General features: G+C 43.0%; 19 protein-coding genes. 13 read left to right on the top strand and 6 right to left on the bottom strand.

Going from position 1 to position 20,898, the window contains the following annotated elements:
• The first annotated feature begins 37 nt into the window (after positions 1-37).
• The 6 genes from MF4642_RS02415 (at position 38) to MF4642_RS02390 (ending at position 7,359) form a co-directional block, all read left to right on the top strand.
• A complete protein-coding gene (locus tag MF4642_RS02415; protein WP_078425185.1) occupies positions 38-988 on the top strand; it encodes an RsiV family protein in 951 nt (316 codons plus the stop codon).
• Positions 989-1,000: 12 nt separating this feature from the next.
• Entirely contained in the window at positions 1,001-1,816 is an 816-nt protein-coding gene (locus tag MF4642_RS02410) for a TatD family hydrolase (protein ID WP_162494658.1), read from the top strand.
• A 127-nt stretch (positions 1,817-1,943) separates the two neighbouring features.
• Positions 1,944-4,697, top strand: a complete 2,754-nt coding sequence (gene acnA / locus MF4642_RS02405; protein ID WP_078425183.1) for an aconitate hydratase AcnA — start codon at positions 1,944-1,946, stop codon at positions 4,695-4,697.
• A gap of 114 nt (positions 4,698-4,811) precedes the next feature.
• Positions 4,812-5,579, top strand: a complete 768-nt coding sequence (locus MF4642_RS02400) for a ThiF family adenylyltransferase (RefSeq protein WP_010325913.1) — start codon at positions 4,812-4,814, stop codon at positions 5,577-5,579.
• A gap of 96 nt (positions 5,580-5,675) precedes the next feature.
• Positions 5,676-6,785 carry a DUF695 domain-containing protein gene (locus tag MF4642_RS02395; protein ID WP_078425182.1) on the top strand — a complete coding sequence of 370 codons (1,110 nt, stop codon included), beginning with the start codon at positions 5,676-5,678 and terminating at the stop codon, positions 6,783-6,785.
• A gap of 64 nt (positions 6,786-6,849) precedes the next feature.
• Complete coding sequence (locus MF4642_RS02390; protein ID WP_078425181.1) at positions 6,850-7,359, top strand: hypothetical protein; 510 nt, start codon at positions 6,850-6,852, stop codon at positions 7,357-7,359.
• Between the two features lie 62 nt (positions 7,360-7,421).
• On the opposite strand, the gene dusA is transcribed toward MF4642_RS02390, so the two are convergent.
• The gene (gene dusA / locus MF4642_RS02385) at positions 7,422-8,444 is read right to left on the bottom strand and encodes a tRNA dihydrouridine(20/20a) synthase DusA (protein WP_078425180.1); all 1,023 of its coding nucleotides are present in this window, start codon (positions 8,442-8,444) and stop codon (positions 7,422-7,424) included.
• A 539-nt stretch (positions 8,445-8,983) separates the two neighbouring features.
• Between dusA and MF4642_RS02380 the strand changes: the two genes are divergently transcribed.
• Positions 8,984-9,628 (top strand): HEPN domain-containing protein, encoded by a 645-nt coding sequence (locus tag MF4642_RS02380; protein ID WP_004692336.1) that lies wholly within the window; start codon positions 8,984-8,986, stop codon positions 9,626-9,628.
• Between the two features lie 62 nt (positions 9,629-9,690).
• Here MF4642_RS02380 and MF4642_RS02375 read toward each other — a convergent pair whose 3' ends face one another.
• Entirely contained in the window at positions 9,691-10,881 is a 1,191-nt protein-coding gene (locus MF4642_RS02375) for an MFS transporter (RefSeq protein ID WP_078425179.1), read from the bottom strand.
• 1,065 nt (positions 10,882-11,946) lie between these two features.
• On the opposite strand from MF4642_RS02375, the gene MF4642_RS02370 reads away from it, so the two are divergent.
• From MF4642_RS02370 to MF4642_RS02345, 6 genes are all read left to right on the top strand, one after another.
• Complete coding sequence (locus MF4642_RS02370; RefSeq protein ID WP_004979125.1) at positions 11,947-13,074, top strand: NAD(P) transhydrogenase subunit alpha; 1,128 nt, start codon at positions 11,947-11,949, stop codon at positions 13,072-13,074.
• An 11-nt stretch (positions 13,075-13,085) separates the two neighbouring features.
• Complete coding sequence (locus tag MF4642_RS02365; RefSeq protein ID WP_004692331.1) at positions 13,086-13,409, top strand: proton-translocating transhydrogenase family protein; 324 nt, start codon at positions 13,086-13,088, stop codon at positions 13,407-13,409.
• 3 nt (positions 13,410-13,412) lie between these two features.
• Complete coding sequence (locus MF4642_RS02360; protein WP_004692329.1) at positions 13,413-14,867, top strand: NAD(P)(+) transhydrogenase (Re/Si-specific) subunit beta; 1,455 nt, start codon at positions 13,413-13,415, stop codon at positions 14,865-14,867.
• Positions 14,868-14,964: 97 nt separating this feature from the next.
• Positions 14,965-15,666: an XAC2610-related protein gene (locus MF4642_RS02355; protein ID WP_078425178.1), complete on the top strand. Its 702-nt coding sequence runs from the start codon at positions 14,965-14,967 to the stop codon at positions 15,664-15,666.
• Positions 15,667-15,851: 185 nt separating this feature from the next.
• On the top strand, positions 15,852-17,189 hold the full coding sequence (locus MF4642_RS02350; RefSeq protein ID WP_078388734.1) for an ammonium transporter: 1,338 nt from the start codon (positions 15,852-15,854) through the stop codon (positions 17,187-17,189).
• A gap of 16 nt (positions 17,190-17,205) precedes the next feature.
• Positions 17,206-17,814, top strand: a complete 609-nt coding sequence (locus tag MF4642_RS02345) for a hypothetical protein (RefSeq protein ID WP_078425177.1) — start codon at positions 17,206-17,208, stop codon at positions 17,812-17,814.
• A 47-nt stretch (positions 17,815-17,861) separates the two neighbouring features.
• Here the strand turns inward: MF4642_RS02345 and rsfS are convergent, their stop codons facing one another.
• The 4 genes from rsfS to MF4642_RS02325 form a co-directional block, all read right to left on the bottom strand.
• Entirely contained in the window at positions 17,862-18,266 is a 405-nt protein-coding gene (gene rsfS, locus MF4642_RS02340; protein ID WP_004692321.1) for a ribosome silencing factor, read from the bottom strand.
• A 75-nt stretch (positions 18,267-18,341) separates the two neighbouring features.
• Entirely contained in the window at positions 18,342-19,136 is a 795-nt protein-coding gene (locus tag MF4642_RS02335; protein ID WP_078425176.1) for a hydroxypyruvate isomerase family protein, read from the bottom strand.
• A 15-nt stretch (positions 19,137-19,151) separates the two neighbouring features.
• Positions 19,152-20,027, bottom strand: a complete 876-nt coding sequence (locus MF4642_RS02330; RefSeq protein WP_078425175.1) for an NAD(P)-dependent oxidoreductase — start codon at positions 20,025-20,027, stop codon at positions 19,152-19,154.
• Positions 20,028-20,061: 34 nt separating this feature from the next.
• Complete coding sequence (locus MF4642_RS02325) at positions 20,062-20,850, bottom strand: crotonase/enoyl-CoA hydratase family protein (protein WP_058868952.1); 789 nt, start codon at positions 20,848-20,850, stop codon at positions 20,062-20,064.
• Between the last annotated feature and the right edge of the window lie 48 nt (positions 20,851-20,898).

Here is a 20,898-nt window from a genome sequence, read left to right as displayed (position 1 = left end):
AAAGCAAGAGCTGGCTTCACAAGGTAATAGGTTATATATGTTAAAAAGCAAAACAATATTTACAATCAGCGTACTTGCAGTTGCCATTAGTTTGACAGCCTGCCAACCAAAAGATAAAGAGCCTCAAACTCCTGCAACGCAAACCACAGCAGCTTCAGAGGCAGAAACCGCCTTAAAGCTGGTCGGTGACACCGAAAAATTACAATTCGAATTACCTGAATGTGATGGCAATGCTTGCCCAGAATTAAACATTGATCGTTTGCAAAGTAATCAAGCGTTTATTGATGATTTTATTGATCAACAAATTGTGAAAGATTTATCGCAGATTATTGATATTTCGCCTATGCATAGCAGTTCTGCTACCGAGGCATCAAGTGCTGTGGCGGCAAGTTCTGAACCTGCGGTAGTGGGCCAAGTCCTCACCCCTAAACTGAAATTAGAGAAACAAGTTCAACCTTATTTGGCTGCTTTTCTGGGTTTAGATCAAGAGTTGAAAGCCTTAAGTTCTAACCATCAAATTAGTTTGATGATTAAGCCGAAAATTCTAAATGCCAAAGATCCTTTGGCTACGGTGGTGTTGAACACCAGCAGCTACTTAGGCGGTGCACATGGTTCATCGTCACAGCATTATTATAATTTTGACTTGAAGCAGCAAAAACTGGTGAGTCTGGATGATCTATTGTTGCCGAATCAGAAGGCGGCGTTAAATAGAGTAGCGCATGAAGCCTTTCGTGCTTGGGTTGTGGACTCTAAGTTAGCGACCAATGTCGATGAATATGAGCAAGCGTGGAAGTTTAGCTTGAGTAACAATTATTACTTGGGCACTGAAGGTCTGATTTTGCAATATGGCGAGTATGAAATTGGCCCTTATGTGGTGGGTTTACCGCGCTTAACTCTTGGCTATGATCAACTCCAGAAAATTTTAAAGCCTGAGTATTTACCCAAAGCCAAACAGAGCGCACAGGCTGCTTCAGAAGCCAAGAGCTAATCAAGCATGAGCTTGCCTCTGTTCGACACCCATACTCATTTTGATGTTGCCGATTTTGATACTGATCGGCAGCATTTGGCCGAGCAAGCAAAATGTGTTGGGGTAGAGGCACTGGTCCTTATTGGTTTTCTTGAATCACGATTTGATGCGCTGATTCAGACCCATCAGCAATTAAAAAGCTGGAAGAATGTTCCATGCTCTTATCTTGCCCCAGGTTTACATCCGTTTTATATCGAACAGCATCAGACTGAACACTTACAACGTTTAGAGCAGGTTTTGCAGCAGCAGGACTGTGTGGCTGTGGGTGAAATTGGTTTAGACACCTTTTTAAAAGAGCATAAACAGCCTGCACTTTTCGCCAAGCAGCAATCTTATTTTTCTGAACAACTGGAACTTGCTCAGCAATATCAAAAGCCAGTGTTATTACATATTCGCAAAGCACATGCAGAAAGCATTGCCATTTTAAAAGCCCAAAAATTCAAATTTGGTGGTATCGCTCATGCCTTTAGTGGTGGGGTGGAAGAAGCCAAGGCCTTGGTCAAACTCGGTTTTAAAATTGGGGTGACAGGGCAAATCACTAATCCAAATGCCAAAAAATTGCATCAAGTGGTGCAAGCACTTGGTAGCGAACATTTGGTGATTGAAACGGACTGTCCAGATATGACACCGTTGTGTTGTCAAACATCGACCGAGCATCGCACCCGCAATACACCGGTGAATTTACCTTATGTTTTGGAGAGTCTCGCACAGACACTGGATCAGTCTGAGCGGTCGCTAGCAGCCCAACTCTGGCAGAACTCATTGGCTGCGTTACATTTAAAATTTTAGAAGAATAAGACAGTAATCTCGATAAAAATAAGATAACCAAAAGGGAACACATTCTTTTCTAAACAGGCTTACATTAAAGAAAGAACATCATAATAAATAAATTCGCCAATACTGGGAGGGCAACCGAATGGCCAGATATAGCAAAATCAATAGTTTCAATGCATTACAAATACTCATGGTGGGTGCAAAATCCTATCAAATTTTTAACCTCCCTCAAGCCGCCCAAACATTGGGTAATATTGATCAATTACCCAAGTCTTTAAAGGTCTTACTCGAAAATTTACTCCGTTTTGAAGATCAAAAAAGTGTAAAAGTAGAGCATATTCAAGCCCTAGTCGATTGGCAAAAAACCAGAAGCTCTGATCAAGAAATTCAATATCGGCCTGCACGTGTGCTGATGCAGGATTTCACAGGGGTTCCTGCCGTGGTTGACTTGGCTGCCATGCGTGCCGCAATGGCACAAGCGGGTGGCGATCCGAATTTGATAAATCCCTTGTCCCCTGTCGATTTGGTGATTGACCATTCCGTGATGGTCGATCATTTTGCGGATAAAGATGCCTTTGCTGAAAATGTCGAAATTGAAATGCAACGCAATGGTGAGCGCTATCAATTTCTGCGTTGGGGACAATCGGCCTTTAATAACTTTAGCGTTGTCCCGCCCGGTACAGGAATTTGCCACCAAGTCAATTTAGAGTATTTGGCTCAAGCGGTATGGCTGGGGGAGGATGAGGGACAAACTTTTGCGTTCCCTGATACCTTGGTGGGAACAGATTCGCATACCACCATGATCAATGGCTTAGGCGTGCTCGGTTGGGGTGTTGGCGGGATTGAAGCTGAAGCGGCGATGCTCGGGCAGCCTGTATCCATGTTGATTCCTGAAGTCATCGGTTTCAAACTCATAGGGAAACTCAATGAAGGTATTACCGCAACGGATTTGGTTTTAACCATCACACAAATGCTACGCCAAAAAGGCGTGGTTGGTAAATTTGTCGAATTTTATGGCGATGGTTTGGCTGACTTGCCTTTGGCTGACCGCGCAACTATTGCCAATATGGCTCCTGAATATGGTGCAACCTGTGGTTTCTTCCCCATTGATGACGTGACCTTGGCCTATTTAGCGTTGACGGGTCGTGAGCAGCAACGGATTGATTTGGTTGAAGCGTATAGTAAAGCGCAGGGCTTATGGCGAAATGCAGGTGATGAACCCGTTTTTACCGATACGTTGAGCTTGGACATGAGCACAGTGCAGGCCAGTTTGGCAGGCCCTAAACGTCCGCAAGATCGTGTCTTGCTAGCAGATGTACCTAAAACTTTTCATGATTTGATGGAACTAACGCTAAAGCCCGCCAAAGAGGCGAAAGAGCGTTTAGAAAATGAAGGTGGTGGCACAGCTGTTGAAGCTAAAAAAGCTAATCTACCGCATGAGGAGCCATCTTGCACCATTGATGGAAAATCCTATCCCTTGAATCATGGTGATGTGGTGATTTCAGCCATCACCTCATGTACCAATACATCCAATCCGAGCGTGATGTTGGCTGCAGGACTCCTCGCCAAAAAAGCCATTGAAAAAGGCCTACAGCGTAAACCGTGGGTGAAAAGTTCGCTTGCACCTGGTTCTAAAGTCGTGACCGATTATTTGGCTGCGGCAGGTTTAACACCGTATTTGGATGAATTGGGTTATAACCTAGTCGGTTATGGCTGTACCACGTGTATTGGGAACTCTGGACCACTGCCTGAACCGATTGAAGAAGCCATACAGTGCCATGATCTCAATGTCGCTTCAGTGCTTTCAGGCAACCGTAACTTTGAAGGGCGTGTGCATCCTCTGGTGAAAACCAACTGGTTGGCTTCGCCGCCTTTGGTGGTGGCTTATGGTTTGACGGGCAATATCCGTACAGATTTGACTACACAACCGATTGGTCTAGGCAAAGATGGGCAAGCAGTCTATTTGAAAGATATTTGGCCGAGTCAGGCTGAAATTGATCATGCGCTACAGAGCGTAAATACCGCGATGTTCCATAAAGAATATGCCGCAGTATTTGATGGTGATGCAGCATGGCAGGCGATTCAGATTCCTCAAAGTCAGACCTATGCTTGGCAAGAGAATTCAACCTATATTCGCCACCCGCCATTTTTTGAAGAGATAGATCAGCCACCGAAACCGATTACCAATATTGAACAGGCACGTATTTTGGCTGTGCTTGGAGACTCGGTCACCACCGATCATATTTCCCCAGCGGGTAATATCAAGAAAGACAGCCCCGCGGGACGCTATTTGCAAGAGCAAGGGGTTGAACCCAAAGACTTCAACTCTTACGGGTCTCGACGTGGGAACCATGAAGTGATGATGCGAGGTACTTTTGCCAATATCCGCATTAAGAATGAAATGTTGGGCGGTGAAGAAGGTGGAAACACGATCTATATTCCAACCGGAGAAACCTTGCCGATTTATGATGCTTCTATGCTTTATCAGCAGCAACATATGCCATTAATCATTATTGCTGGGAAAGAGTATGGCACAGGCTCATCACGTGACTGGGCTGCCAAAGGTACGAACTTATTGGGAGTTAAAGCGGTGATTGCCGAAAGTTTTGAACGAATTCATCGTTCGAATTTGGTTGGTATGGGTGTATTGCCATTGCAATTTATCGATGGACAAACACGCCAATTCTTAAATTTGACAGGTCGGGAAGTGCTTTCGATTCATGGGTTGTCGGATGATCTCCAACCGCATCAAACCTTGGAAATTCAAGTGTTTCGAGAAGATGGTAGCCAAGACCAATTTACAGTGTTGTGCCGTATTGATACCTTGAATGAGGTCGAATACTTTAAAGCTGGCGGTATTTTGCATTATGTACTGCGTAATTTAATTGCAGCCTAATCTCAATGTAATAAAGTCCTGTCAGTAGCAGGGCTTTATTGTTTGTAGCGATACATTCAATCCAAGGTCGTATTCAGGTAAAATGAACACGATTTTACCGATATAGATGTACGCATGACTGATCTGCAACATGATGAATATGACCGCCGTTTTGCTGGTGTAGCCAAAATTTATGGAGACGAGGCCTTTTCATATTATGAAAAAAGTCATGTGATGGTGATCGGAATTGGTGGTGTAGGTTCGTGGGCAGTCGAGGCTTTAGCGCGTACAGGCGTTGGAGAATTAACACTGGTTGATATGGACTCGATTGCGGCTTCCAATATTAACCGTCAATTGCCAGCCATGAGCTCAACCTTGGGTCATGAAAAAATTGAAGTGATGGCCGAGCGTTGTCGATCCATCAATCCACGGATCAAAATCAATTTGATCGATGACTATTTGACCCCAGAAAATGTCAAAGAAATTTTAGAACATCGACCAGACTTAATTTTAGATTGTATTGATGACGTCAAAGCTAAATTAGCACTGATGTTGCACTGTCGTTTTAATAAGATCCCATTGATTGTTTCAGGGGGAGCCGGGGGTAAGCTCGACCCATTGAAAATCCGAGTGGCTGATCTGTCTAAAACCGAACAAGATCCCATGTTAGCAAAGCTTCGAACTCAGTTGCGTGGCATGGGGATTTGTAAAAAACCAAAAGAAAAGTTCGGCATTAGCTGTGTCTATTCCATCGATAATCCATTTTCCAGCGCAGATGTGTGTCCAAGTGCAGGCCTACGCTGTGGTGGCTATGGTTCTGCGGTGGTGGTGACTTCAAGCTTTGCGATGGTGGCAGTGGCGGAAGTGTTGAAAAAACTAGATGGAATGAAAGCGAAACAATAATACTGTTTTAGGTTTAATTGGACTGTATACATCGATATATTGATACAGTCCATAGACCACAAAAAATATTGAAACCAATAGAAAAAAGAGAAAAAAATGAGCTTTTTAAAAAAATTATGGGGTTCTCAAAAACAAAAAACGCCTGCGAATGAAAATGCATATACTGCATTTTGGCAATGGTTTCAGCAGCATCAACAGCATTTTCACCACATTGTGAATCAAGGCAGTAAAACTGAAATCGAGCGGGATTTCTTTGATCGATTGACGCCTGAATTGGAAAAAGTCCATAGCGGCATCTTTTTTCTGACGGGCATGCTGACCCCGCAAACAGCTGAATTAATTCTTACCCCCGATGGCATCATTCCAAATATTGTTTTTGTGGAAGAGCTGATTGCAGCTGCACCTGAGATTGCAGGGTGGAAGTTCACTGCGCTTAAACCTGAAAGCGATATTCATCAAGTCGGGATTAATATGCATGGCTATGAGTTTAGTCAGCAGACTTTGTCTTTTTATTTTAATCAGCAAGCCGAGTATCCCGATGAGATAGATCTGATTGTGGTACATGATGAATATAATCCAGCTGAAAACGATGCGTTTTTACAGGCTGTGTATATTTTCCTCGATAACTATTTGGGCGAGTATGATGCGATCACCAAATTAGACAATGTTTCTGTGCAGTCTAAGCAAGGTGCCGAAAAAGAATTGCTACCGATTCACTTGCTCAAAAAGATTTTAATTTTAAAAAGTAGCGAAATTTCAAGACTAGATAAAATTACCCGTTCAAATACGGATGCTGATGAATTTGTCAGTTTGGAAGGTGAAACCAATGAAGGTCTACCGTTGCTGGCGACTTTAAATCGTACACTTTTAACATGGGATCAAAAAGCCTCACATCCGTGGATGATGTTGATTGAAATCTCTTATGATGGTCAGCATTCAAATGGCATGCCTGCATCTACAGATTATGAGCTACTGAATTTGATAGAAGACGAATTATTACAAGAGCTTAAGGATGTGGATGGCTATTTAAATATTGGTCGTGAAACGGGTAATCACTTAAGAACCATATATTTTGCGTGTAAAGAGTTTCGAAAGCCATCCAAAGTCATTGATCAAGTAATTGAAAAATATAAAGACAACTTTGAAATAGAGGTCAGACTGTTTAAAGACAAATACTGGCGTGCTCTGAGTAAATTTACCGGTTAAGCTCTTATTTAAAAGAAGAGTTCGCCTGAAGCACTTTTAAAATATAACGGGATAAAGCAACTCCATGACTCATCTTTCAGGGCATTCCAAACTTGATGTTAAAATAGTGGCTTTAGGGATCATTTTGAGTTGTGGTGTTGTATATGCTATTTACTCAACCGTTCGTCATTTTTATGTTTTAAATCAGGTCAATGAAGCCAAAGAAATGATGAGTGATATACAGTCATTATTGGTTTGGTCAATGCATCAGCATCATGATGATGTCACGCAGGCTTGTCATTTTAAAAATATACAACAGATTGCTCAATCCGTAGAATTTCAAAATATGAATCGTATTTTAAAATTACAGGATCAAATTCATCAGCAAAGTCAATTTGTTGAACAGATTAAAGTAAATGCCACCCCTGATTTACATGGTTGTATAACTACGGCTTACTTTAGAAAAGAACCCTTTGTCAGCGAGCTTATTGCAGGAAAGTATATTTCCTATCATTATGATTTTAAGACTGAAACAATAAAATGTGTCACCAATATACACAAGCGTGCTTTAGTGAAAGCTTGTACTCGGCTATAACGGTGAAACATAAAAAAGCGAAGCAGATGCTTCGCTTTTTTCGTTTAGATCAACGTTCTAAATTACTGAGCTAGAGTGTGTTCTTTTAAATAATCTTCGGTGCGTTGCATTGCGTCTTTAATGTTAAGAATTGCATTTTCAACATCGGCAAAAGTCTTGGCATTACCACCACTTAAAGCCTGACGCCATTTTCGAGCACCCGGAAGGTTTTGGAATAAACCCAAAATATGGCGCGTGATAATCGACAATGGCGCACCCTCAGCCATACGCTTTGCAATATACGGCAGCATTTGGTCAATAATTTCAAAGCGATCAGGTAGATCCAAATTCCACAGCTGTCCCAGCTCTGCCAAAAGGTAGGGATTATGGTAGGCCTCACGACCAATCATCACACCATCCACATGTTTGAGATGTTCCTGTGTTTCAGCAAAGGTTTTGATCCCGCCATTAATCTCAATCAATAGATTTGGACGTTCTTGCTTTAAACGATAGACATCTTCATAACGTAGTGGCGGAACGTCACGGTTTTCTTTCGGAGAAAGTCCCTGAAGCAAGGCAATACGCGCGTGTACAATAAAATTATCACAGCCCGTTTTGGCCACGGTATCAACAAAATGCAGCATTTCTTCATAAGAATGCATGTCATCAATCCCGATACGGTGTTTTACCGTCACTCGAATATCTACTGCATTTTGCATTTCAGCGATACATTCTGCAACGAGGTCAGGTTCTGCCATGAGGCAGGCACCAATTTTATTGTTTTGTACACGGTCACTTGGACAGCCGACATTTAAATTGACTTCATCATAACCCCAGTCTTGTGCCATTTTGGTACAAGTGGCTAGGTCTTTAGGGTTAGATCCACCCAATTGTAAAATGATCGGGTGTTCTTCATTGTTATAGTCGAGATGGCGATTTGCACCGCCAAACAGAATCGCGCCAGTGGTCACCATTTCGGTATAAAGGATGACATTCGGGTTAAATAAACGCGCAAAGAAACGATAGTCTTTGGTTGTCCAATCCATCATCGGTGCAACACTGATTCGTGGAGATTGAGGGGTTTCAATGGTTTTGTCAGTATTCATTAAAAAATCAGGCTCTTGATCAGTGTTTATCAGCTTTTGTCTGCAAAGACATGGTGAACAACCTATGTCTTAGAGCGGAAGCGGTGCAAAGAAATATGTGGGAAATTACATGAAAATCAGATGTCGCAAAGCCAAAGCGTCAATCCATTTATTGAGCAAGATACAGCACAATGTAATGAGCTGAAATGCATTCATTACCGATAGGAGGATCTTTGGGAGTGGACGAAAAATGAAACTCGGTGCTTCATTTTTATTCAGGTATTTCCGATAGCACGCAATACTATCACAAAAATGGAATACATTCATTGAGAGGTATTATCTGCTTTTATCAACCTTAGAACTTATAATTAATGGTAAGAGGAGCAGCCAATATTCATTAGATACATTGAAATATAGAAAACAGAATGTTTTTTTCGATAGAACATTCACACTGAACTTGTGGGATTTATCAATCATTATGTCCTAGCAGGATTAAATTGAATTTAGCTTAATCATTCAGTATGTTGAATATATAGAAGAATAAAGTATAGGAAAAGCCGATGTTGCTTTTAGAAGAAATTTTTAAAACTAAAAAAATACAACAGAGTGATGAGTTTAATCTGAGAATACATCGTGGGCTGAGTTGGTTAAAGCAAGCATTCCTGCTCGATCATGATCCCGATTTGCAATTTATCAGCCTCTGGATTTCTTTCAATGCGATATATGCACAAGACTTGGGGCAAAGTCAGGACAAACAGAGTTTACGTCAGTTCTTACATTTAATTTGCCAGCATGATGTCGATCATAGAATTTATAGCATTTTATGGGACAAGTTTAGTCAAGCCATTCGTATGCTCTTAGACAACCAATACACCTATCAAGGCTATTGGGACTATCAAAATAAGAAAATTGGTTTAGAGGTTTGTAAGGCTCAGCTTGAACAAGAAAAGAAAAAAGTGGCGAAAGCGCTACAACAGAAGCATTCGGTTGATATTTTACTGGTACTGTTTAACCGTTTATATACCTTGAGAAATCAGCTGATGCATGGCGGTTCAACCTATAAGAGTTCATTAAACCGTAAGCAGCTACAAGATGGCTGTCAAATTTTATCGGCTTTGCTGCCCGCATTTTTGTATATTGCTTTGGAAAATGCCGATAGTCTCGACTTGGGTAAACCTTTTTACCCCGTGGCTCAGGTCAGTTAGCGCTCAAAATGAAGTGCCCAAACCAAAAGACAGTTTACTCAGTCAACTGTCTTTTTTAAGGGTTAAGCAATACCATGTTTTTTGCTATACAGGGTATCCAGCAGAGCAAAGACACTCGCCATCATCACCAGTGTAATACCGACCAAACATGTACTAGTCCAGCCGCCGTGATGCCATGCATAGACACCCAGTGCCGAGCCACACGCGCCACCAATAAAATATAAGGTCATATAGATGGAGTTCACCCGAGACTTCGCATCGGGGCGTAAACGGAAAATCACGTTTTGGTTACAACTATGTGTAGTTGCAAGCCCTAAGTTAATCAGTGCATAACCGATGATGTAGCTGATGAGTGAGCTCCCGCCTAAATATAGGAACACCCAACTGAGGGCTAACGTCCCGCAGCCGACCCAAGTCAAAAGCAAGGTATAACCGCGATCGGCCCATTTACCAATCCACTGAGTGGAGAGTGCACCAAATACGCCGACCAAAGTCACTACGCCGACTAAAACATCCGAAAGTTGAAATGGCTCAGAGGTTAAAAGTAAGGCAATGGTTGAAAACAGCATGCTCATGGCTGCAAAAGCAAATCCACCTGTGATGGAGCGAAACACTAAACGAGGCTCTTGTTGCAGCAGGCTCCCCATGGACTTAAAAATGTCCAAATAGGTGATTTTGAGTTTTGGTAGTTGAGGCAGTTTTCCTTTCATCAGAAGAGCCAAAGCAAACATGGCAATGCCACTCAGCACATAAATCATTTTCCAGTGCCATAAATCTGAGAGTAATCCCGCCACACTGGTCGACAGTAAAATCCCGACCAATAAGCCACTCATGAGGAAACCGACCACTTCTCCCGTTTTTTCAGGTTTGACTGCCATCGTGGCCAGAGGAATCAGCACTTGTGCTGCGACAGAAAAGAGTCCCGTAATAATGGTACCCAGCCAGAGCATCGATAAGTTGGTAGATGTCGCACAGATAAACAGTCCAGCAGATGCGCCAAACATCAGGAATGGAATCAGTTTGGCTTTGTTCAGCATGTCGCCTAAGGGCACAATGAACAGTAAACCCAAAGCATAGGAGACTTGCGCAAAGGTCACGGTCAAAGCCACTTGTTCTTCTGGCGCTTGAAAGCTTTGCTGAATAGAGGAAATCAAAGGCTGGCAATAATAGTTTGCCCCTGCACATAAGCCACAGACAATTGCCATCAGCCAGAGCAGAGATTTGTCTCGACTGATGTCGAAAGAAGTATTCATAATGAGCCTTTGATGAGGGAGTATTTTTTTCAGAAAGACGTTTACATCATGTTTGAGCTAAATAGATGCATCGTTTCAGAAATTGTATACGAAGCTGATTCAAAAGCCTAAAACAAGCGAGAAAAGGCTGCATAAAAAATGAGTCGAAGATGAAGACACGGCAAATAGTATGACCTGTTCTCAGGCCGACGTTTTCATCTAATAAAATCAAAAAATGATGATATTTCGAATTTCCTGTCAAAAAATAATAAAAATCTTTAAAAAATTCTGAACATGGCCGTCTATTTTGTATGAAATTGTTGCATTCGATCATTTTTACTCATCTTGCACATCAAAGATTTGGGGCTGATTGCTTAAATATTCATCTATTTAAAGTATTTTTGCTCAATTATGGTGCATTTTTGCTTAAGGCTAGTGTGTCAATGCACGCCATTATCATCCCATAAAATATGAAAAAAACATTTTTGTTGGTCGTTCCGCGTTTTAGATCTATTTAAACGTGATTAATCCTTCCTCGTATTTTTATATGATCCACTTCAAATACACGTTTCAGTTGGACTAAATTTTGAGCATTGTCATTTTTGATCGATGAAACATAGGAACAGGCCAATTCTAAGCTTTTGCAAATGGGGCAAAACTGTCATTCAAGTCAATGCCTGCAAAGTTTGCGCGACGGCAGATGGCAAAGCTCGATGAATGACAGGTTCGGGTTAATGTGAACGTGGTGGTTCATATTCTTGGATTGGTCAAAAAGATCAATACTGCGGAATTAAAGGACTTAGTTTTGTGCAAAAAAAAGTGCAGATTTTAGTGTAAAAAGATCTGTAGCTCAGAATTTGAATAGAAATAAATCAATTTTTAAGCGGATTCAAAGTAAATAAACGAGATATCACCCAATATTTTTTATGAATCACCAGTTCAGTATGTGGGTATTTATTAAATAAATAGTGGGTGGTATTTTAAAAAAGTTTCATTAGAATCCAAAAATTCATAAGAACATCCTGTGAGAAAACATTGCCTAATCGGTGATGTTTACTTTAAGAAAAACTAGCTTGAGGGACGCTCATGCAGATCGGAATTCCAGCCGAAACTGTCGTCGGTGAAAATCGTGTAGCCGCAACGCCAGAAACGGTAAAAAAGTTGATCAGTGCTGGTCATAGTGTAGTGATTGAACGTAGAGCAGGTGTGAAAGCTGCTTATATCGACAGTGCTTATGAGCAAGTCGGTGCTACGCTGACAGATGATGCCTATACCGGTAGCCAAATGATTTTGAAAGTACGTGCCCCTCAGGGTGCTGAAATTCAAAAGCTTGCGCCAAATACATCGGTTATTGCCATGTTTGACCCGTACCGTAATACGGAGCTTGATCAATTTGCATCACAACAAGTGTCTGCATTTGCTTTGGAGCTACTGCCACGAACTTTATCTCGTGCACAGAACATGGACGTATTATCTTCACAAGCTAACTTGTCCGGTTACAAGTCAGTGCTTCTTGCTGCGGCGGAGTACCAGCGCATGTTCCCAATGTTGATGACGGCTGCGGGTACTGTAAAACCTGCACGTGTCGTGATCATGGGGGTTGGTGTTGCAGGTCTACAAGCGATTGCGACAGCAAAACGTTTGGGTGCTGTGGTTGAAGCAACGGATTTACGTCCGACTGCGAAAGATCAGGTGGAATCTTTGGGTGGCAAATGGTTAGACGTACCTATGTCAGCGGAAGAACAGCAAAAAGCAGCCGATGCTGCGAAAAATGGTTATGGCTGGATGCCGGGCGAAGACTATATCCGTGATCAAGCCATTATTGTGGATAAAGCTGTATCGAATGCTGACATCGTGATTACCACTGCACTTTTACCAGGTCGTAATGCGCCACGTCTGATTAAGGCGGAAACAGTTGCCAAAATGAAACCAGGTTCAATCATCCTTGATATGGCGGTTGAAACAGGCGGTAACGTTGAAGGCTCTAAGAATGGTGAAAATGTTGTGACTGACAACGGTGTAACCATTCTAGGGATTCCAAACATTCCGTCTACAGTTTCAACTGAAGCTTCTGCTTTGTATGCACGAAATGTCTTGAACTTCTTAGATACTTTATTTGATGCAGAGAAAAACTTTGCTATCAATCCTGAAGAAGAAATTCAAAAAGCCCTTCTAGTAACTCATGGCGGTCAAGTACTGCTGAAGCGTGGTTAAGGAGATAGATCATGGTTGAAACAATTACAATTTTCGTCCTTGCCATCTTTGTAGGCTACTACGTCGTGTGGGGCGTTACGCCAGCACTACATACACCGCTTATGGCAGTAACCAATGCGTTGTCATCGATCATCGTGGTGGGTGCAATGATTCAAACGGTGGGGATTCCTGCAATCGGTGTTGATGCGAATGTTGCATTCCAAAGTGTGAATGTGGTGAGCATCTTAGGTGCAATTGCGGTGTTCTTAGCAAGTATCAATATTTTCGGTGGCTTCGCAGTAACAGCGCGTATGCTTGAAATGTTCAAGCCAAAGCAAAAGAAAAAAGAGGGCTAATATATGGAATTCATTCGAGACTATGCGGATTGGTTCTACCTGATTGGTGCTGTCCTCTTTATCTTAACTTTACGTGGTTTGTCTGGCCCGAAGACAGCGATTCAAGGTAACCGTTACGGCATGATCGCAATGGCGATTGCTGTAGTGACCACCTTCTTTGTGGCAGATCATCCTGTAATTTGGATGATTGGCGGTGCGATGGTGCTGGGTGCGATTGTGGGTATTGCCCGTGCGCGTACTGTACCTATGACGCAGATGCCTGAAACGGTCGCATTGATGCACTCTTTGGTGGGTCTGGCTGCGGTATTAATTGCAATTGCTGCAATTCTACATAACAACCAACTGACTGCGTTATTTGCACAAAATGAAGCTGCATTAACTGCTGCAGGTGTGCAACATGCACACATGAGCAAGGTTCATTTATTTGAATTGTTCGTGGGCTGTTTCGTCGGTGCGATTACCTTTACAGCGTCTGTATTTGCTTATGGTAAATTGGCTGCAAAAAAATGGGCGAAAACCATTTCTGGTGCATGGGTTAAACCTGTACAAGCACTGATTTTCCTTGCAATGTTGGCGTGTGGTGTGTATTTCTTCACAACAGGCAACATGAATGCATTTTGGGCTATGACTGCACTTGCTCTTGCATTCGGTTGGGTGTGGATTGCACCAGTCGGTGGTGGTGATATGCCGGTGGTGGTATCGCTATTGAACTCCTTCTCTGGTTGGGCAGCAGCAGGTATTGGTTTCACACTTGAAAACAATATGTTGATCGTTGCGGGTTCACTGGTGGGTTCTTCAGGTGCGATTCTGTCTTACATCATGTGTAAAGCCATGAACCGTTCAATCATCAACGTTTTGTTTGGTGGTGCAATGGGCGGTACAGCGGTAGCTTCTGCGGACAAAGGCGAACAAGCACAGCGTAACCATCGTTCTGGTTCAGCAGATGATGCAGGCTTCTTGATGTCAAATGCAGACAGCGTTGTGATCGTACCAGGTTATGGTATGGCGCAAGGTCGTGCACAAAATGCGGTGAAAGAACTGTGTGAAATCTTGAAAGAACAGGGTGTAAAAGTGCGCTTCGCCATTCACCCAGTTGCTGGTCGTATGCCGGGTCACATGAACGTACTTTTGGCTGAAGCAGACGTGGCTTATGAAGACATCTTAGAGATGGATGAGATTAACTCTGACTTCCCTGCAACAGATGTGGTGCTTGTGATTGGTGCGAATGACGTGGTCAACCCTGCAGCGAAAGACGATCCAACATCTCCAATTTATGGCATGCCAATTCTTGAAGCACATAAAGCACGTACCATTATGGTCATCAAACGTTCTATGGCGACAGGTTATGCAGGTCTAGACAACGATTTGTTCTATAACGAAAAAACCATGATGATCTTCGGTGATGCGAAGAAAGTGGTTGAAGATATGACCAAAGCAATCAATGGTGGTGGACACTAATCCTCCTCCTAGAGTGTATAAAGACCACCTTCGGGTGGTTTTTTTATGTTTGCAGCTTTTGCTAAGATGATGTGTATCTTTTCAATAAGAAAACAATATGAACATAAATCAGATCTCGTTTCAGGTGCTGTTGATATTTGGTGTGTGCGTTTTGAGTCAAGCTACTCAGGCTCAGGTCTTCGAAATAAAAAATGCATCGAAGCACTATGATGTAAAAATGACGACGAACTGTACGGACAGTAGCTGTGATGGACAAGCCAATATTGATCTTTACCTAAAAGGGACAACACAGCACTTTCAGCATTTTTCCTCTGCTGAATTGACGATGGATCTGGACGAAACTTACAAACCGTCTATCAATGTGGTGCAGCTTTATGGTGAGCAAAGTGCATTAATTTTTGCTGACTTTAACTTTGACGGGAGTGAGGATGTCGCCATCCGTAATGGTAACTATGGTGCCTATGGCGGGCCAACTTACGATGTTTATGTCTTTCATCGAACCAAGAATAAATTTGTTCTGAGTGAGGAGTTATCTGCTTTAACCCATGAAAATTTGGGCATGTTTGAGGTCGATCCAAAACAGAAAAGAATCTTAACCTTCAATAAAAGTGGATGTTGTTATCACATCCGTTCGGAATATATTGTGATTCCTAAACATGGTTTGAGTTTAGTCAAAGAGTTTATTGAAGATGCAACAGTCCAAGCGGGAAAGGTTAAAGTGACAGAGCGAACGCTGAATCGTGGTCGATGGATAGAGAAGGTTCACTATTATGCTGTGGATGAGTACTATAAAAACTAAAAGTTATGTTTTATCAATTGGCTTATAAATTCATTTTGACTTCTTGTATGGTGTATCGTTTTTTCACCTTGTTTAAATCGCTCCGTTTATATTGGCGGGCATGGATCATGATTAAATATCCGTAATGTGTTGAAACACTGGCATTGATTTTGCAATTGAAATGAATAATCTTTGGGGGATTATTCATGAAAAAAATAAAATACTTACTCTTCTTTGTGTGCTGTATTGCTTTACCCAGTTTTGCTGCAGAGCCCCTGCCAACACAGGCTCAAAATATTCAAGAGATTCGCCTCTCGCTTGACAGTGTCTGGGTGGTGCTGGGTGGCATCTTGGTGTTTTTCATGCAAGCAGGTTTTGCCCTGATTGAAAGTGGTTCGGTGCGCTCTAAAAACACCATTAATGTACTCATGAAAAACTATATGGATGCCTGTTTAGGGGGCTTGGTGTTTTGGTTGATTGGCTTTGGTTTGATGTTTGGTGTCAATACGAGTGGTTGGATAGGAACTTCGCATTTTGCACCCAATGCCATGGATGACTGGCACTGGAACCTCTTGTTCTTTCAAATGATGTTTGCGGCCACCGCCACGACGATTGCCAGTGGGGCGATGGCTGAGCGGATTCACTTTGTGGCGTATATCGTGAGTGCTGCGGTGGTCAGTGGTTTGATCTACCCGATTTTTGGTGCATGGGCTTGGGGGAGTCTATTTGATGGTGAAGGTTGGCTAAAAGCCATGGGCTTTATCGACTTTGCTGGTTCAACGGTGGTGCATTCGATTGGTGGATGGGTGGCCTTAGCCGGAATTATTGTGCTGGGACCCCGTTTAGGACGGTTTGGACGCAATGGGCAGGTCCATTATTTGGCAGGACATAATTTACCGTTGGTGGCGCTAGGCGGTTTTGTTCTATGGCTGGCATGGTTTGGTTTTAATGCGGCCTCTACCGTGAAGGCAGATGTGAGTATTGGGCGGATTGCCTTGAATACACATTTGGCGGCGTGTGCTTCGGCAGTTGCCTATATGGTTTATACCCTAATACGTGGTAAAGCAATTTTAATGCGCGGCACCATTAATGCCTCCTTGGGTGGGCTGGTTGCAATTACGGCGGGCTGTGCAACCATGAGTCCACTGTATGCCATCATCAGTGGGGCGGTTGCAGGTGTACTGGTCAGTATTTTACCAGTGGTGATGGAAAAACTCCGCTTGGATGATGTGGTCGATGCGGTGACTGTGCATGGTTTTTGTGGGGCATGGGGCACATTGGCAGCGGGTTTGTTTTTTGAAAACAATATGTTTAATGCGGGGCTCATTGCGGTACAAGGCTTGGGGATTTTGACAGCCTTTGCGTGGGGTTTTGGTGTGGCGTTGATCGTCTTTAAAGTCTTAGACCTCGTTCTTGGTGGTTTGCGGGTGAGTAAACAACATGAACAACGTGGCTTGGACTATACCGAACATGCAGAACTATCTTATCCTGAGTTTCAGCGTGATGTGACGTTTGAAACTGATGATATGACCAAACGTCATTAATGAAAGAGGATAGCTCATGTCGACCGAAACATTAACTATTGTACAAAAACGCCAAGCGATCGAACGTGGATTAAGTCAGTACTTACAAGGAACACTTTTAGAGCAAGTATTGAATCACTGGGAAGCGAAATATGGTGATCAACCCTCCTTTGTCCTGAATCGTTTTTTGAGTGAAATCTGTACCACAGAGGAATTACGTTACTTTCGAAAAGACATGCTCAAAAATGTCTTGGCCGAGATGGCCCAAGTTGAAAAACAAGTGTTGTTGAATCCATCTGCAAAAGCATCGAAAAGCGAACAAGGGGGAGCAGTGTTACTCGATGCATTGACGTTTTTTATGCAAAATATCTGTCAAGCAGTCAAAGCCGTTGATGTGCAGGAGTTTGAGCGTGAGGTGAAAACGCAGCTAGACGCTTTATCCATTGTGATTGATACATATCAGGCCTTGGATGATCGAGCAGTACTCGAAGCTTTGCCCATGACTCAATATGCGCAGGTCTTGACGGTCTGTTATGAAAATTATTGTGAATTTTATGGTCCAGCAAAAGCAGATCAACTCTATGCCCATGTGAAGCGCCAAGTGAAAGAGCGTTACCCAATGGTCGATATGCATCGCTTAATTTAAATAAAAATAGACATAAAAAAAGCGACCTTCAGGTCGCTCTTTTCATATTAGGCTACAGTTTCTTCTGGGGCTGCACGCCAAAGGCTTTCTAGGTCGTAGAAACGACGTGCTGTTGGCAACATCACGTGCACAACAACAAAGCCAAGATCAATCAAGATCCATTCTGCATCACGTTCGCCTTCGACACCGAGAGGGCGGAAGCCTGCTTTACGTGCTTCTTCAGCAACGTTATCAGCAAGTGCTTTGATGTGACGCGTTGATGTACCGCTTGCAATCACAATTGCATCAGCGACGTTGCTGATTAGGCTGACATCAATCGCTAAAATATCTTTTGCTTTTACATCTTCAAGGGCTTCATGTACAACTTTTAAGCAAGCTTGTACGTCGGCAGCTTGGGTATTCATTGCGAAATCGTGAGAATTAGAAGCGCTGGGCGATGGTTCTAAATTCATAAAGGGAATTTTTCCGGACAATAACTCATCTTATAATATAGCGTTTTTAGGCGAAAATTTCAAATCCGCAATGGTTCAACTTTGAGGATGTGCAGCAAAGTATTTTGCCTTCCATGCAAAGGACTGAGTTGAAACAGTTTTTGGTCGATATTCCGCCGCAATAAAACCGTCATAACTGCTGTGTTGTAGCCATTCAAAAATATTTGCATACATAATTTGTGCAGTATCTGGTTCATGCCGCCCCGGACAGTCTGCAAATTGGATGTGACCAATAGCTTGAATATTTTCTTGTAGCCCTTGCAACACATCTTCACCTATCATGGCCATGTGATAGCAGTCATATTGCATTTTAAGTGCAGGGTGTTGTACTGCTTCTAGCATTTCCTGTGCTTGGGCAATATTTTGCACTAAGAAGCGCGGCATATCCGTGCCGTTGATCATTTCAAAGACAGGCTGAATGTCATGTTCACTGAACAGATGGCAGGCCAGTTTCAGGTTCTTGGATAAGGTATTTAAACAGGGCAGTAGGTCGGCATCTAGGGGTTGTTTGCCAGCAAGGATATTCACACTTGGCACTTTGAGTGCGCTGGCATATTGCACTGCTAACTGAAGAGCGTGATGAAACTCTAGCTCTTTGCCTGGGACTCCTGCGAGTCCATTGCCACCGGTCATTAAGTCGCCCGCAGGAACGTTAATGAGGCAGAGGCTTAAGTTATGAAGCGTAAGCTGAGTTTGAATTTGTTCAATGCTGAGTTCATAGGGAAATTGGATTTCCACATGTTTAAAGCCTGCGGTTTGAGCCAAAGCAAAACGCTCAAGCAGCGGTACTTCGGTAAAAATCATGGATAAATTTACAGCAAGTTTGGTCATGATTTTCTCCTAATTTTATTTGGCTTGTTGTTCTACTTGTAATATGACTGAGGCAAGATCAGCTTCAGCATAGCCTTGTTGTTGGTGTGCTTGCAATTGCTGAAGTGCTCGCGCTGCAACAGGAATGTCGAGTTGGTGCTGCGCAGCAAGCTGCACAGCATTGTTCAAGTCTTTGGACAGGGTTTGAACTTTCCACTGTACGGGCTCAAACAGGTGAGTCGCCATACGTGGACTTAAAATTTGAAAGGGTTTCGAATCGGCAAAACCACCTGCAAGCGCAGGTGCAAGTAAGCGAGTGTCCACGCCAGCTTTGGCTGCTAAAGCAACCGCTTCTGCAATCAGAGTGCTATTTGCTGCCACAATCAGTTGATTACAAATTTTGGTGGCTTGTCCTGTTCCAATGTCGCCCATACAGGTGACACGTTGCGACAAGATATTATAAATCAAAGACAAGTCTTGAATCGTCTGTGCATCGCCACCAGCAAAGATGACCAGCGTACCTTGTTCCGCACCGATAGTTCCCCCTGAAACAGGTGAGTCGATCCATTGCACCTGTTTTTGTTCGGCACGTGCTGCAAGGCTCAGGGTTTGCTCCACCGAAAGACTGGAAAAGTCGATAATCACTTGCTTCGCCGTCAAAAACGGTTCGATTTGTTCATAAACGCTGAGTGCGGCTTTGTCGTCCGCTAAACAGGTTAGGATTACAGGATAGTCGGCAATATTCTGTAGCGTTAAGTCTGTCGCCCCTAAATCAATGAGTGCATCGCAGGCACTGCGGGTGCGGTTCCATACAGCGACCTCGAAACCCGCTTGAAGTAAGCGGGTGGCCATACGGCTGCCCATGAGTCCCATGCCAAGAAATGCAATTTTAGTGTGTCGATCGAAACTCATGGGACCCTCTTTGATTGTCAGTGCTTAAATACTGTTATTTGTATTGGCGTGGTAGATACTGCGCGTCGGGTTGTTTATCTTTTTTACGTGCGATTTGGCTATTTTTACCTAACAGTAATTTGAGCTGCCAAATTTTTTCCAAACGTAAGGATTTTTTAGGCTCATGCTGCATGGCATCCAGCACATATTTTGAGGCCATGAGCGCATCTGGTGAGCGTTGTAACATTTCTTCTGCAATGGCTTGGGCTTTAGCAAGCGGTGATTCATCAAGATGTGTGACTAAGCCAATTTCTTTGGCATAAGTTGCATCGAAAATACGCGCTGTAAGCGTTAACTCTTTGGCAAGATCTAGTCCTATTAGACCTTTCAAAGAACGCGTCAGTCCCATATCAGGAACCAGTCCCCAACGGCTTTCCATAATCGACATTTTGGTTGCAGGGTGTGCGACACGAATGTCTGCCGCTAAAGCCAGTTGCATACCAGCGCCAAAGCAAAATCCTTCAATCGCGGCAATCACAGGAACAGGCAGTTCTTGCCAAATCAGGAAGGCTTTTTGAAAGAGGCTTTGTCCAGGTTTGATCAGTTCCCATGCGGCATAGGCGCGATTCTTCGGATTGTTCAAATCGGCAAGATCAATGCCTGCGCTAAAGACTTGCGCTTCACCAGTGAGGATGACACAGCGAATGCTGCGGTCTTTTTTAATTTTTTCAGCAGTTTTAACCAATTCGCGCAACAGGTCGAAACTCATCGCATTGCGTTTGTCTGGACGGTTAAGTGAAACAGTGGCAATGCCATTTTTGTTTTCAATGCGAAGTAAAGCCATGATGAGAACTCTTATTTTTTGCTCGCACGAAGCATAGCATAGCTCCCG

Origin of the sequence: Acinetobacter sp. MF4642 (assembly GCF_002018925.1) — a bacterium.
GTDB classification, from domain to species: Bacteria; Pseudomonadota; Gammaproteobacteria; order Pseudomonadales; family Moraxellaceae; genus Acinetobacter; species Acinetobacter johnsonii.
The sequence above is the reverse complement of the archived record's forward strand: the minus strand, read 5'-3'. Positions and strand labels throughout refer to the sequence as shown.

What these genes read in the sequence shown, in the direction of transcription:
- MF4642_RS02415 (WP_078425185.1), top strand. Translation starts at nt 38, where the DNA reads ATGTTAAAAAGCAAAACAATATTTACAATCAGCGTACTTGCAGTTGCC.
- acnA (WP_078425183.1), top strand. Translation starts at nt 1,944, where the DNA reads ATGGCCAGATATAGCAAAATCAATAGTTTCAATGCATTACAAATACTC.
- MF4642_RS02400 (WP_010325913.1), top strand. Translation starts at nt 4,812, where the DNA reads ATGACTGATCTGCAACATGATGAATATGACCGCCGTTTTGCTGGTGTA.
- MF4642_RS02395 (WP_078425182.1), top strand. Translation starts at nt 5,676, where the DNA reads ATGAGCTTTTTAAAAAAATTATGGGGTTCTCAAAAACAAAAAACGCCT.
- MF4642_RS02390 (WP_078425181.1), top strand. Translation starts at nt 6,850, where the DNA reads ATGACTCATCTTTCAGGGCATTCCAAACTTGATGTTAAAATAGTGGCT.
- dusA (WP_078425180.1), bottom strand. Translation starts at nt 8,444, where the DNA reads ATGAATACTGACAAAACCATTGAAACCCCTCAATCTCCACGAATCAGT.
- MF4642_RS02380 (WP_004692336.1), top strand. Translation starts at nt 8,984, where the DNA reads ATGTTGCTTTTAGAAGAAATTTTTAAAACTAAAAAAATACAACAGAGT.
- MF4642_RS02375 (WP_078425179.1), bottom strand. Translation starts at nt 10,881, where the DNA reads ATGAATACTTCTTTCGACATCAGTCGAGACAAATCTCTGCTCTGGCTG.
- MF4642_RS02370 (WP_004979125.1), top strand. Translation starts at nt 11,947, where the DNA reads ATGCAGATCGGAATTCCAGCCGAAACTGTCGTCGGTGAAAATCGTGTA.
- MF4642_RS02365 (WP_004692331.1), top strand. Translation starts at nt 13,086, where the DNA reads ATGGTTGAAACAATTACAATTTTCGTCCTTGCCATCTTTGTAGGCTAC.
- MF4642_RS02360 (WP_004692329.1), top strand. Translation starts at nt 13,413, where the DNA reads ATGGAATTCATTCGAGACTATGCGGATTGGTTCTACCTGATTGGTGCT.
- MF4642_RS02355 (WP_078425178.1), top strand. Translation starts at nt 14,965, where the DNA reads ATGAACATAAATCAGATCTCGTTTCAGGTGCTGTTGATATTTGGTGTG.
- MF4642_RS02350 (WP_078388734.1), top strand. Translation starts at nt 15,852, where the DNA reads ATGAAAAAAATAAAATACTTACTCTTCTTTGTGTGCTGTATTGCTTTA.
- MF4642_RS02345 (WP_078425177.1), top strand. Translation starts at nt 17,206, where the DNA reads ATGTCGACCGAAACATTAACTATTGTACAAAAACGCCAAGCGATCGAA.
- rsfS (WP_004692321.1), bottom strand. Translation starts at nt 18,266, where the DNA reads ATGAATTTAGAACCATCGCCCAGCGCTTCTAATTCTCACGATTTCGCA.
- MF4642_RS02335 (WP_078425176.1), bottom strand. Translation starts at nt 19,136, where the DNA reads ATGACCAAACTTGCTGTAAATTTATCCATGATTTTTACCGAAGTACCG.
- MF4642_RS02330 (WP_078425175.1), bottom strand. Translation starts at nt 20,027, where the DNA reads ATGAGTTTCGATCGACACACTAAAATTGCATTTCTTGGCATGGGACTC.
- MF4642_RS02325 (WP_058868952.1), bottom strand. Translation starts at nt 20,850, where the DNA reads ATGGCTTTACTTCGCATTGAAAACAAAAATGGCATTGCCACTGTTTCA.